General features: G+C 59.3%; 11 protein-coding genes. 6 read left to right on the top strand and 5 right to left on the bottom strand.

Annotation, left to right across the window (positions count from 1 at the left end; translation table 11 throughout):
* Positions 1-61: 61 nt before the first annotated feature.
* The 5 genes from KTH07_RS06920 to xthA are packed head-to-tail and all read right to left on the bottom strand — an operon-like array spanning position 62 to position 4,856.
* Positions 62-682 (bottom strand): ATP-binding cassette domain-containing protein, encoded by a 621-nt coding sequence (locus KTH07_RS06920; protein ID WP_015570760.1) that lies wholly within the window; start codon positions 680-682, stop codon positions 62-64.
* Positions 682-2,211: a thiamine ABC transporter permease gene (locus tag KTH07_RS06925; protein ID WP_075606906.1), complete on the bottom strand. Its 1,530-nt coding sequence runs from the start codon at positions 2,209-2,211 to the stop codon at positions 682-684. The genes KTH07_RS06920 and KTH07_RS06925 overlap by 1 nt, the downstream gene beginning before the upstream one ends.
* Positions 2,184-3,353, bottom strand: a complete 1,170-nt coding sequence (locus KTH07_RS06930) for an ABC transporter substrate-binding protein (protein ID WP_072201436.1) — start codon at positions 3,351-3,353, stop codon at positions 2,184-2,186. Before KTH07_RS06930 ends, KTH07_RS06925 begins: the two co-directional genes overlap by 28 nt.
* A 6-nt stretch (positions 3,354-3,359) precedes the next feature.
* On the bottom strand, positions 3,360-4,043 hold the full coding sequence (locus tag KTH07_RS06935; protein ID WP_017693601.1) for a TVP38/TMEM64 family protein: 684 nt from the start codon (positions 4,041-4,043) through the stop codon (positions 3,360-3,362).
* 6 nt (positions 4,044-4,049) lie between these two features.
* Complete coding sequence (gene xthA / locus KTH07_RS06940; protein ID WP_015570756.1) at positions 4,050-4,856, bottom strand: exodeoxyribonuclease III; 807 nt, start codon at positions 4,854-4,856, stop codon at positions 4,050-4,052.
* Between the two features lie 433 nt (positions 4,857-5,289).
* Between xthA and KTH07_RS06945 the strand changes: the two genes are divergently transcribed.
* From KTH07_RS06945 to spy, 6 genes are all read left to right on the top strand, one after another.
* Positions 5,290-6,510: an aspartate aminotransferase family protein gene (locus tag KTH07_RS06945; protein ID WP_023303516.1), complete on the top strand. Its 1,221-nt coding sequence runs from the start codon at positions 5,290-5,292 to the stop codon at positions 6,508-6,510.
* Positions 6,507-7,541, top strand: coding sequence for an arginine N-succinyltransferase (gene astA / locus KTH07_RS06950; protein WP_015570755.1), 1,035 nt, complete (start codon positions 6,507-6,509; stop codon positions 7,539-7,541). Before KTH07_RS06945 ends, astA begins: the two co-directional genes overlap by 4 nt.
* Positions 7,538-9,025, top strand: coding sequence for a succinylglutamate-semialdehyde dehydrogenase (gene astD, locus KTH07_RS06955; protein ID WP_017384669.1), 1,488 nt, complete (start codon positions 7,538-7,540; stop codon positions 9,023-9,025). The genes astA and astD overlap by 4 nt, the downstream gene beginning before the upstream one ends.
* Positions 9,012-10,337, top strand: coding sequence for an N-succinylarginine dihydrolase (astB, locus tag KTH07_RS06960; RefSeq protein WP_023303517.1), 1,326 nt, complete (start codon positions 9,012-9,014; stop codon positions 10,335-10,337). Before astD ends, astB begins: the two co-directional genes overlap by 14 nt.
* Positions 10,338-10,346: 9 nt before the next feature.
* Positions 10,347-11,354: a succinylglutamate desuccinylase gene (gene astE / locus KTH07_RS06965; protein WP_063161990.1), complete on the top strand. Its 1,008-nt coding sequence runs from the start codon at positions 10,347-10,349 to the stop codon at positions 11,352-11,354.
* A gap of 296 nt (positions 11,355-11,650) precedes the next feature.
* Positions 11,651-12,145 carry an ATP-independent periplasmic protein-refolding chaperone Spy gene (spy, locus tag KTH07_RS06970; RefSeq protein ID WP_015570753.1) on the top strand — a complete coding sequence of 165 codons (495 nt, stop codon included), beginning with the start codon at positions 11,651-11,653 and terminating at the stop codon, positions 12,143-12,145.
* The last annotated feature ends 94 nt before the right edge of the window (positions 12,146-12,239 follow it).

Raw genomic sequence — 12,239 nt, forward strand, 5'->3', positions numbered from 1 at the left:
CGTCATTAAAAGAGGGGGGCATTGTCGTCTCTCCTGAAGCCAAAAACATTGCGTTAGCACATTATTGCCAGCGAGAAATCTCAATCACCTCGCCGCCGGGCGGAATATCGTCCTCATCATGCGTGACCAGCACCACCGGGATCCTGCGCTGGCGAGTAACCTCGAATACCCACGCCCGGAATGAGGCGCGCAGCGTTTTATCCAGTCGACTGAACGGCTCGTCGAGCAGCAATGCCTGCGGCTGGGCGAGAAGAGCGCGCAACAGGCTGACCCGGGCGCGCTCGCCGCCGGACAGGGTCGCCGGATCGCTGGCGTAGTGGTTTGCCAGCCCGGCAGTGTCCAGGGCCTGTTCTACCGCGTTGCGGCGGGCGCGCCCGACGATGTGCGCCGGCAGCGCCAGCATCAGGTTTTGCCCCACGCTGAAGGCGTCAAACAGCAGGGCATCCTGAAACAGAATGCCGATCCCGCGCGTTTCCACGGGAAGCATATCGCAGCGGCGATCGTTCAGCCACAGCTCGCCGTGCGCCTTAAAATCAGCGGATAACGCCCCCACCATCCAGGCGAAAAGGGTCGATTTCCCGCTCCCGGAGGGCCCCATCAGCGTGACAATCTCCCCCGCCGGGACGCGGAAGTTGACCTCACGGAAGAGTGGCGCAATGGTGAGATTTTTCACGTTCAGCATTAACGTAATCCTTGTCTGTGACGGCCCACGAGCCGGGAGAGCAGCGCGGCAAGGGCAAATACGCTGCTGGTCAACAGCAACAGACCCAGCGCCCGGCTGGCGAGGATCGGAATGCTGCCGCCGCTGCTGAGGGCGACCGCCTCCGTCGTCAGGGTGGTGAAACGTCCCGCTCCCAGCCAGAGGGTCGGCATGTACTGGGCCATGCTCACGGAAAAGCCGGTGGCAAAGGCCAGCAGGGCCGGACGAATCATCAGGGGGCATTTCACGAACCAGAAAATTTTCGCCTGTCGCCAGCCCAGCGTTCTGGCGGTGAAGATAAGCCGGGGATCGAGCCTGCGCCAGGCCGGTTGCAGCACCAGGAGCATCCACGGGAGAACCCAGAGCATATGGCTCCAGAGCACCGCAGCGTACTGGCCGTCGATGCCCAGCCACAGCGCCACGGCATATTGCCCGGACACGAGGGGCAGCGCCGGGAGGGCGAGCGGCAGCCAGACCCACACCGCGCCGCGCTGGGGTCCCCACTCAAGCCAGAGCATGAGGATGGCCAGCGCTGTCAGGCTGGACAGCAGTCCCAGTGAAAGGCTGTCGCTGACGGGGCCGATGTCGTCCCGGCGTGCCAGCATCAGCAGAACCAGCGCACAGAGGACGCCGCACAGCGGCAGTAACCCGCCCAGCGTCCGTGCGGGCAGCGCAGTATGCGAAGCGTGACGAATTCCGGAGGGGTCACGCTGGGCGCGCCGCCATGCCGTCCAGAAGCCGTATCCCACCGCGGCAAGCGCCGCCAGCAGCAGGAGCAACACCAGACACAGCAGCGTTCCCTTTGTTTGCTGTTGTGCATCGCCCTGGGCGAGCCACTGCCAGGCCAGTACCGCCAGCGTAGGCGGGTTGCCTGGCCCGAGCACGATCGCCACATCCACCACGGAAAGCGACCAGGCCAGCACCGCCAGCATGACTGCGCCCAGCGCGGGGGCGATTGCCGGGAGGACGAGCCAGTTGAGCGCCTGCATTCGTCCGTAGCCGAAGGTATGCAGGACGATTTTCTGCTGTGCGAGACGCTTTTCAGGCAGCGCGGCGTAGATTGCCCACAGAACGAACGCGCTCTCTTTGACCGCAAGCGTCAGGCCAAGCCCGATACCGTAGCGGTCAAGCTGCGGCGAACAGACCGTACAGATCCGGTAAAACTGCCCCCCTTCCGCAAACAGCAGCAGCGCGCTGGTGGCGAAGGCGACGTGCGGCACGGCTAACAGCCACGGCAGACGGGTGCTCAGGCGCTGCCAGCCTTCACCCGGCCAGAGAAGCGCAAGCAGGGTCAGGGCGATAAACAGTGAGCCCAGCGTCGCGATAAGCGTGGAAACCAGCGTGGCGGCCAGCGCCTGCGGCAGCTGCGGGTCGGCAAACAGCGTCGCCCAGTTGCCGGGAGAAAACGCCGGGGCCAGCAGCATGCCGCTGGCGGGAAGCAGTGGCAGATAGATGACCGCCATTGCCGCCCAGACCAGCCCGCTTAGCGGGTTCCGTAGCGGCGAAGCCATTCCTGCTCCAGGGCGTTAACCCAGGCGGCGTGAGGTTCGGGAAGTACATCAGGCGTGCCTGAGGGGGTAAAGGCGCTAAGCTGTTTTGCCGCTTTCGCAGGCAGTTTTTCGCCATCCAGCACGCTCGGGTCACCCCAGACGGCAGGATTAGCTTTGCGGATCTGCGCCTGCGGTGACAGCAGGAAATTCGCCACCACCTTCGCGCCTGCGCTCGCGCTGGCGTTTGCCGGGATAGCGACAAAATGGACGTTGCCGATCATGCCTTTGAGAAAGCCGAAACTGTAGCTGTCGGCAGGCAGTTCACCGCTCGCCACCTTTTGCATCGCATGGGCGGGGTTAAAGGTGAGCGACAGGTTCAGGCTGCCGCTGGCCAGCAGCGTATCCATGCGCGCAGGCGACGGAGGAAAATCGTTCCCTTCGCGCCACAGCAGGGGGTGCAGCGTATCAAGGTAATCCCACAGCGGCGCGGTGACCTGCGCAAAGGTTCTGTCTGGCGCGTTTTTTAACGCCTCCGGATGGGCGGTCAGCGCCAGCAGTAGCTGCTCAAGAAACGCCGTGCCGGTAAAATCCGGCGGTCGCGGATAGCTCACCTTGCCAGGGTGCTGTCGGGCGTATACCAGCAGCGCGTGGGGATCTGCCGGTGGTGTCGGCGTACTCGCTTTACGGGCGATAAAGGTTAATTGCGCGCCGCCCCACGGGGATTCTGCCCCATCGGTCGGGATGGCAAAATCTTCCGTTACCGGTTTACGGGTATCGACGTAGCGCCAGTTGGGCAGGGTTTGCGCCCAGCCGGTGAGCAGCAGGTTTGCCGCTTTCAGGTTGCGGAAGTTTTCCCCGTTTACCCAGAGTAGATCCACCGACCCGTTACTGCTGCGTCCTGCGGCATGTTCCGTCTGGATCCGCTTCACCGCGTCGGCGGCATCGGCCAGATGAACGATCTTCAGGTTGACGGCGTAGTGCGTTTTCATCTCGCCGCTTACCCAGTCGAGGTAGCGGTTAACGGCCTCGTCACCGCCCCAGGCGTTAAACCAGACGGTCTGCCCGGTGGCCTGTTGCTGAATGGATTGCCAGCTCTCTGCGGCGAAGGCAGAGGTTGCCAGCAGCAGACTCGTCAGAAACGCGCAAAAACGCACCCGGCACATAATGCCTCACTTTTTAATCGAAGGGATGTAACGGGAAAACAGCCAGCGAGTGACCAGCGGTAATAACCCTAATAGTGTAAAGGCGAACAGCAGTCCCGGCGACAGAATATCGCGCAGCGCGGTGAGTTTCCCCAGCTCGCGTCCGGCGTTCAGATAAATGACGGTGGCAGGTAGCATTGCAAGCTGGCTGACCCACCAGTAGTGACGCACCCTGAGACGGGTTAGCCCCATCAGCAAATTGACCAGAAAGAACGGGAACAACGGCATCAGGCGCAGGGCAAAAAGGTAGCGTGCGCCGTCGCGATCCATCCCCGCATCTATCGTGCTCATCTGTGCGGCAAAGCGCCGTTGCACCCAGTCGCGCAGCAGATAACGGCTGACGAGCATGGCAAGCGTGGCGCCGAGCGTCGAGGCAAATGACACCAACAGCGTCGCCTCCCACAGGCTGAAAAGCGCCCCGCCGAGCAGCGTCAGAAGCGCGGCTCCGGGGATCGACAGCGCGGAGAGCAGAACGTAAACCGCAAAATAGATCAGCGCGCTCTGAAGAGGCGCCTGCTCCACACGATCGATCAACGTTTGCTGGTGCATTTTTAGCGTGTCGAGGGAGAGCATGCCTGGAGGAAGCAAAACAACGGTCAAAACAAATGCGCCCAAAAGGGCGCACAGGAGACTGATTTTTTTAATATTCACTGAAGTTTACAGCTTAAACGTTGCCCATACCGGCGCATGGTCGGACGGTTTTTCCATGCTGCGGATGTCATAGTCGATACCGGTTTCGATGCAGCGTTCGGCCAGGGGGGCGCTCGCCAGCAGCAGATCAATACGCAGGCCCCGGTTGTCATCGAAGCCTTTAGAGCGATAATCAAACCACGAGAAGCGATCCTGCGTCGCCGGGTTAGCCGTGCGGAAAGTATCCACCAGCCCCCAACCCAGCAGGCGCTCCATCCACTCGCGCTCCTCCGGCAGGAAAGAGCATTTGCCGGTGCGCAGCCAGCGCTTACGGTTCTCTTCGCCAATACCGATATCCAGATCCGTCGGGCTGATATTCATGTCGCCCATGATCAGCACCGGGTTTTCTTTTTTGAGTTCGGTTGTCAGGTAGTTTTGCAGATCCTGATAAAACTTCGCTTTGGCCGGGAATTTGGTTTCATGATCGCGGCTTTCACCCTGCGGGAAATAGCCGTTGATGACGGTCACATTGCCGAGCGCGGAAGGAATTTCCGCCATGATGATGCGGCGTTGCGCCTCTTCATCGTCACCCGGGAAGCCACGACGCACCGACACCGGCGTATCTTTGGTCAGCAGCGCAACGCCGTAGTGGCCTTTCTGACCGTGGTAAAAAACGTTATAGCCCAGCTTCGCTACCTCTTCGAGCGGGAACATATCGTCGTGAACTTTTGTCTCCTGCAAGCCGATCACATCTGGCTGATGTTGCTCAACAATCGCTTCAAGCTGGTGAGGGCGGGCACGCAGGCCGTTGATATTAAAAGAGACAAATTTCATAGTCGCTGCCAATGCAAGGTGAATAGTGCAAGGATGGTAGCAGAATTTACGTCGTCTGTTATCCGCTTCGCCCAATTACTGCGACAGATAATGCCGACGGTGCAATATTTGCACCATTTCGGCGCGTTTTGCCCTCGAACAGGGCATAAAGGACCGATAAATTTCGCGAGCGATCACAATTCCAGAATTATATTTGGCCTCTGCATACTCTTTCTTGTTTTCATGCGGCAAAGCGCCGCTTGTCGTAAAAATATTCACTATTTATGCATTAACAGTGAATAACTCCATATTGTAACTCATTGATATTGTGTTACCCCAACCCGTTTATGCATTTTTATCGCTGGCTGGCACGAAGGCTGCAATCTACATTCACAGTGCAAACACTCAATTATTTAACATTTAAACAACCTTTTATTTACCGGATGAGGTCGCTATGTCTCTGTCAGTTACGCGTGAAAATTTCGATGAATGGATGATGCCGGTATACGCTCCGGCGGCTTTTATTCCGGTACGTGGGGAAGGCTCTCGCCTGTGGGATCAGCAGGGCAAAGAGTATATCGACTTTGCGGGTGGGATTGCGGTGAATGCGCTGGGGCATGCAAACCCGGCGCTGCGGCAGGCGCTGAATGACCAGGCAGCGAAATTCTGGCATACCGGCAACGGTTATACCAACGAACCGGCATTGCGTCTGGCGAAGAAGCTGATCGACGCCACTTTCGCAGACAAAGTCTTTTTCTGTAACTCCGGCGCGGAAGCGAACGAAGCGGCGCTAAAGCTGGCGCGAAAATATGCGCACGATAAATTCGGCGCGCACAAGAGCGGCATCGTAGCCTTTAAAAATGCCTTCCATGGCCGCACGCTGTTTACCGTCAGCGCGGGTGGTCAGCCCTCATATTCTCAGGATTTTGCGCCGCTGCCGCCGGATATCCGGCATGCGGCGTATAACGATTTACACTCTGCCAGCGAGCTGATTGACGACACCACCTGTGCGGTGATTGTCGAGCCCATGCAGGGGGAAGGCGGCGTCATGCCCGCCCAGAAAGCGTTCCTGCAAGGGCTGCGCGAGCTGTGCGATCGGCATAACGCGGTCCTGATTTTTGACGAAGTCCAGACCGGCGTGGGCCGCACGGGTGAGCTGTACGCCTACATGCACTATGGCGTGACCCCGGATGTGCTCTCAACAGCCAAAGCGCTCGGCGGCGGTTTCCCGGTGGGGGCGATGCTGACCACCGATAAATTCGCCAGCGTGATGACCGTGGGCACCCATGGCACCACATACGGCGGCAACCCGCTGGCAACCGCTGTCGCCGGACAGGTGCTGGATATCATCAACACCCCTGAGGTGCTTAACGGCGTGAAGCAGCGTCACCAGTGGTTTGTTGAGCGCCTTACTGCCATTAACAGCAAAACTGGCCTGTTCAACGAGATCCGCGGTCTGGGGCTGTTAATAGGCTGTGAGCTTGCCCCTGAGTTTGCCGGCAAAGCGAAGCTGATTTCACAGGAAGCGGCAAAGCAGGGCGTAATGGTGCTGATTGCCGGTGCTAACGTGGTGCGGTTTGCCCCTGCGCTGATCGTCAGCGAGGAAGAGGTCAGAACTGGCTTAGATCGTTTTGCGCTGGCCTGCGAACAGGTGAAGTCCGGGGTGTCATCATGATGGTCATCCGTCCCGTTGCGCACGGCGATCTCGCCGGGCTTATGCAGCTTGCCGGTAAGACAGGGGGCGGGCTGACCTCGCTGCCTGCCGATGAAAAAACGCTGTCGGCGCGCATTGAGCGCGCCCTGCAAACCTGGCAGGGGACGTTGCCAAAAAGCGAACAGGGCTATGTGTTCGTGCTGGAAGATACTGACACGGGAACCGTGGCGGGGATTTGCGCTATCGAGGTGGCCGTCGGGCTTAACGATCCGTGGTACAACTACCGCGTCGGCACGATGGTCCACGCCTCGAAAGAGCTGAACGTTTACAACGCGCTGCCGACGCTCTTCCTCTGTAATGACCATACCGGCGCCAGCGAACTCTGCACCCTGTTTCTCGATCCGGACTGGCGCAAAGAGGGCAACGGTTATCTGCTCTCCAAATCGCGCTTTATGTTTATGGCCGCCTTTCGCGACCGCTTCAACGAAAAAGTGGTCGCGGAGATGCGCGGCGTGATTGATGAGACGGGCTACTCGCCGTTCTGGGAGAGTCTGGGCGAACGCTTCTTCTCCATGGAATTTAGCCGGGCGGATTACCTGTGCGGGACCGGTCAGAAGGCGTTTATCGCCGAGCTGATGCCGAAGCATCCTATTTATACCCATTTCTTAACGCCTGAAGCGCAGGCGGTGATCGGCGAAGTTCACCCGCAAACCGCCCCGGCCCGCGCAGTGCTGGAGAAAGAGGGATTTCGCTACCGTAACTACGTCGACATCTTCGACGGCGGCCCGACGCTGGAATGCGACATTGACCGCGTTCGCGCCATCCGTAAAAGCCGCCTGGTTGAGGTTTCAGAAGGCCAGCCCGCGCCGGGCGAGTGGCCAGCCTGCCTGGTCTCGAACGAGAATTACACCAACTTCCGCGCCATGCTGGTGCGAACCAACCCAACATGCGAGCGTCTGGTACTGACGGCTGCGCAACTGGATGCCCTGAAATGTAACGCTGGCGACACGGTTCGCCTGGTGCGGCTCTGCCCTGAGGAGAAAACAGCATGACTCTATGGATTAACGGTGACTGGGTAACGGGCGAAGGTGACGCGCGGACAAAAACTAACCCGGTCGGTCAGGAGGTGCTCTGGTCGGGGAACGACGCCAGCGCCGGGCAGGTTGAGCAGGCCTGCCAGGCTGCACGCCGCGCGTTTCCGGCATGGGCGAAACGGCCATTCTCCGAGCGCCAGGCGCTGGTTGAGAAATTTGCTGCGCTGCTGGAGGCCAATAAAGCCGAGCTGACCCGCATCATTGCCTGCGAAACCAGCAAGCCGCGCTGGGAGGCAACAACCGAAGTCACGGCGATGATCAACAAAATTGCGATATCGGTGAAGGCGTACCATACCCGCACCGGCGAGCAGCATACCGAGATGCCAGACGGCGCCGCCACGCTGCGCCACCGTCCGCACGGGGTGCTGGCGGTGTTTGGCCCGTATAACTTCCCCGGACATCTGCCGAACGGGCACATTGTGCCTGCGCTGCTGGCGGGGAATACCGTCATCTTCAAGCCGAGTGAGTTAACCCCCTTAACCGGAGAAGCAGTCATAAAACTCTGGGAGCAGGCGGGGCTGCCGCCGGGGGTGGTGAATCTGGTGCAGGGCGGGCGTGAAACAGGTCAGGCGCTGAGTGCGCTGAGCGACATTGACGGTCTGCTGTTCACCGGCAGTGCCGGAACGGGCTATCAGCTGCATCGTCAGCTGGCGGGGCAGCCGGAAAAAATTCTGGCGCTGGAGATGGGCGGCAACAACCCGCTGATTGTGGAAGATCCGGATGATATCGATGCCGCGGTCCATCTGACCATTCAGTCGGCGTTCATTACCGCCGGACAGCGCTGTACCTGCGCCCGCCGCCTGCTGGTTAAACGCGGCGCGCAGGGGGATGCGTTCCTGAAGCGTCTGGTGGAGGTGAGCGCGCGTCTGGTTCCCGCGAAATGGGATGCCGAGCCGCAGCCGTTTATCGGCGGGCTGATCTCCGCGCAGGCGGCGCTGAACGTGCTGAAAGCGTGGCAGGAGCACGTGGCGCGCGGGGCGAAAACCCTGCTGGAGCCGAAGCTGGTTCAGCCGGGCACGTCGCTGCTGACGCCGGGGATTATTGAGATGAGTGCGACGAGCAACGTGCCGGATGAAGAGGTCTTTGGCCCGCTGCTGTGCGTCTGGCGCTATGACGATTTTGAGTCGGCGATCGAGATGGCCAACAACACCCGCTACGGCCTGTCGAGCGGCCTGATATCGCCGCATCGCGAGAAATTCGAACAGCTGCTGCTGGAAGCGCGCGCCGGGATCGTGAACTGGAACAAACCGCTGACCGGTGCGGCGAGCACCGCGCCGTTTGGTGGCGTAGGGGCGTCGGGCAACCATCGCGCCAGCGCCTGGTATGCCGCCGATTACTGCGCGTGGCCGATGGCAAGCCTGGAAACCCCGGCGCTGACGCTGCCGGAGACGCTGAATCCGGGGCTGGATTTTACAGAGGGTGACGCCCATGAAAGCGCGTGAGGTTAACTTTGACGGCCTCGTGGGGCTGACGCACCACTATGCCGGGCTGTCGTTCGGTAATGAAGCCTCGACGAAGCACCGTTTCCAGGTCTCGAACCCGAAGCTGGCGGCGAAGCAGGGTCTGTTGAAAATGAAGGCGCTGTCCGATGCCGGTTTCCCGCAGGCGGTGATCCCGCCTCAGGAGCGACCAAACGTGGCCGTGCTGCGCCAGCTGGGGTTCAGCGGTACGGATGAACAGGTGGTGGAAAAAGCAGGCACGCAGACGCCACACCTGCTTTCGGCGGCCAGTTCAGCCTCCTCGATGTGGGTGGCGAATGCCGCCACCGTTGCGCCGTCGGCGGATACGCTGGACGGCAAAGTGCATCTGACCGTTGCTAACCTGAACAACAAATTCCACCGCGCCAGCGAAGCGGAGACCACCGGGCGCGTGCTGCGCGCCATTTTTAATCATGAAGCGCATTTCGAGGTGCATTCGGCGCTGCCGCAGGTCGCGATGTTTGGCGATGAAGGGGCGGCAAACCACAACCGTCTGGGCGGCGACTATGGCGAGCCGGGTTTGCAGCTGTTTATCTATGGACGGGAAGAGGGCGGCCACGCCGCGCCGGTTCGTTATCCGGCGAGACAAACCTTAGCCGCAAGCCAGGCGGTTGCGCGGCTGAACCAGGTTAATCCTTCTCAGGTGATTTTTGCCCAGCAAAATCCGCAGGTGATCGACCAGGGCGTGTTTCATAACGACGTCATTGCCGTTTCCAACCGTCAGGTGCTGTTCTGCCACGAGCAGGCGTTTGCCCATCAGGAAAAGTTGCTGGCCACGCTGCGCGAACGCGTGCCGGGATTTATGCCGATTCAGGTGCCCACGCAGGCGGTAAGCGTACAGGATGCGGTCGAAACGTATCTGTTCAACAGCCAGCTGCTGAGCCGGGATGATGGCAGCATGATGCTGGTGCTGCCGCAGGAGTCCCGCAACCATCAGGGCGTCTGGCGCTATCTGAGCGAACTGGTGCAGGCGGATAACCCGATTGATGAACTGCGCGTGTTTGATCTGCGGGAAAGTATGGCCAATGGCGGGGGACCGGCGTGCCTGCGACTGCGCGTGGTGTTAACGCCGGAGGAGATGCAGGCCGTGAATCCGGCGGTGATGATGAACGACACGCTGTTCAATACCCTCAATGACTGGGTGGACCGCTATTATCGCGACCGTCTGGTTCAGGCCGATCTGGTTGATCCGCAGCTGCTGCGCGAAGGCCGCGAGGCGCTGGATGCATTATCGACCATCCTGCAACTGGGATCGGTTTATCCGTTCCAGCGCTAAGGAGATGATATGGAAAACTTACTGGCGCTGACGCTGGCCGAAGAGACACCGGAGCGGCAAGAGGGGGAAGGCCCCTCGTTCCACTGGCGATGGCTGGGGCGGGGCGTGCTTGAACTGACGCCGACGGGGGAATATGACCTGTCGCTGCTGCTTTCGACCGGCATTCACGGAAACGAAACCGCGCCCGTGGAGATTGTCGATCTTTTGCTGCGCGCGCTGTTTCGCGCAGAGATCACGCTGCACTGCCGTCTGCTGGTGGTGCTGGGAAATCCGCCTGCGCTGGCGCAAAATAAACGGTATCTCGTGAGCGACATCAACCGCATGTTTGGTGGTCGCTGGGCGCAGTTTCCACAGAGTGATGAGACGACACGCGCGCAATGGCTGGAGAAGGTGGTCACGGCGTTTTTTGCCGGGGCGGGGGAAACGCGCTGGCACCTCGATCTGCATACGGCCATTCGCGCCTCGTACCACGTGCGTTTTGGCGTGTTACCGCAGCGTCATCAGCCGTGGGATGAGGCGTTTCTGACCTGGCTTGGCGACGCGGGGCTGGAGGCGCTGGTTTTCCACCAGACGCCAGGCGGCACGTTTACCCACTTCACCTGCGAGAATGTTGGCGCGTTATCCTGCACCCTGGAGCTGGGAAAAGCGCTGCCGTTCGGGCAAAACGACCTGACGCGTTTTGCCCCTACGCATCAGGCGCTTCGGGCGTTGCTCGCCGGGGTTGCGCCGGAACCCTCCCGGGAACCCGTTGTGCGCTATCGGGTCGTGCAGCAGATCACGCGTCAAAGCGAGGCTTTCCAGCTACATATGGCGCCCCATACGCTGAACTTTACGCCGTTTCGCCAGGGCGTCCTGCTGGCGGAAGATGGTGAGACGCGCTATGCGGTACAGAAATCCACGGAATATGTTTTATTTCCTAATCCGTCGGTCGCGTTTGGTTTGCGAGCTGGCCTGATGCTGGAAAAAAATGCCCTGATCGTCTCCCCTCGCGCAGACCGGAGGGGAAATGAAGAATAAATTTCTTAGCGTTAAAAACGCTCTGGTATTGTTTGCGGAATATTCCTGGAGAATTGCTTTATTATTAAACGGCACTTCGCTATACTTCTCCATAATCTCTTTAAAATCATCCTGTTGAATATTTTTGTTTCATCTCTTCACGCTATTTCCTTAATTTCTCCACAATTGGCGAAAAGTTGTTTTTTACACTTTCATTGTTTTACCGTTGCTCTGACTAATTGACGATAAACCCCGTAAAGTTAATCTTGTCAACACGGCATAGCGCCGAAGAATAACTGAAAGTAAGGAAAGACATTATGCGTAAATTAACTGCACTGTTTGTTGCCTCTACCCTGGCTCTGGGCGCTACCAGCATGGCGTTCGCCGCCGATACCGCGACCACTACCGCCGCGCCGACGGAAGGCAAAATGATGATGCATCATAAAGGCAAGCCGGGTATGCACCATGAGATGATGATGTTTAAAGATCTGAACCTCACCGATGCGCAGAAGCAGCAGATCCGCGACATCATGAAAAGCCAGCGTGACCAGATGAAACGTCCTCCGCTGGAAGAGCGCCGCGCAATGCATGACATCATTGCCAGCGACAGCTTCGATAAAGCAAAAGCGGAAGCGCAGATCGACAAAATGGCCGAGCAGCATAAAGCGCGCATGCTGGCCCACATGGAAACCCAGAACAAGATTTACAACATTCTGACGCCGGAACAGAAAAAGCAATTTAATGCCAATTTTGAGAAGCGTCTGACAGAACGTGCAGCGCCGGAAGGTAAAATGCCTGCACCAACCGAATAATCGGTTCACTCTCTTAAGACCGCCGGGCTCCTGTCTACAAAAGCGAAAACGCTGTGGACAGGACCGGCGGTTTTTCTTTTATCCCATGCCTAAG

It is taken from the genome of Enterobacter cloacae complex sp. ECL72, from assembly GCF_019056635.1.
Classification (GTDB): Bacteria; Pseudomonadota; Gammaproteobacteria; order Enterobacterales; family Enterobacteriaceae; genus Enterobacter; species Enterobacter hormaechei_C.

Excerpts from the sequence above, each read along its gene's own strand:
- KTH07_RS06920 (WP_015570760.1), bottom strand. The coding sequence starts at position 682 with ATGCTGAACGTGAAAAATCTCACCATTGCGCCACTCTTCCGTGAGGTC.
- KTH07_RS06925 (WP_075606906.1), bottom strand. The coding sequence starts at position 2,211 with ATGGCTTCGCCGCTACGGAACCCGCTAAGCGGGCTGGTCTGGGCGGCA.
- KTH07_RS06930 (WP_072201436.1), bottom strand. The coding sequence starts at position 3,353 with ATGTGCCGGGTGCGTTTTTGCGCGTTTCTGACGAGTCTGCTGCTGGCA.
- xthA (WP_015570756.1), bottom strand. The coding sequence starts at position 4,856 with ATGAAATTTGTCTCTTTTAATATCAACGGCCTGCGTGCCCGCCCTCAC.
- KTH07_RS06945 (WP_023303516.1), top strand. The coding sequence starts at position 5,290 with ATGTCTCTGTCAGTTACGCGTGAAAATTTCGATGAATGGATGATGCCG.
- astA (WP_015570755.1), top strand. The coding sequence starts at position 6,507 with ATGATGGTCATCCGTCCCGTTGCGCACGGCGATCTCGCCGGGCTTATG.
- astD (WP_017384669.1), top strand. The coding sequence starts at position 7,538 with ATGACTCTATGGATTAACGGTGACTGGGTAACGGGCGAAGGTGACGCG.
- astB (WP_023303517.1), top strand. The coding sequence starts at position 9,012 with ATGAAAGCGCGTGAGGTTAACTTTGACGGCCTCGTGGGGCTGACGCAC.
- astE (WP_063161990.1), top strand. The coding sequence starts at position 10,347 with ATGGAAAACTTACTGGCGCTGACGCTGGCCGAAGAGACACCGGAGCGG.
- spy (WP_015570753.1), top strand. The coding sequence starts at position 11,651 with ATGCGTAAATTAACTGCACTGTTTGTTGCCTCTACCCTGGCTCTGGGC.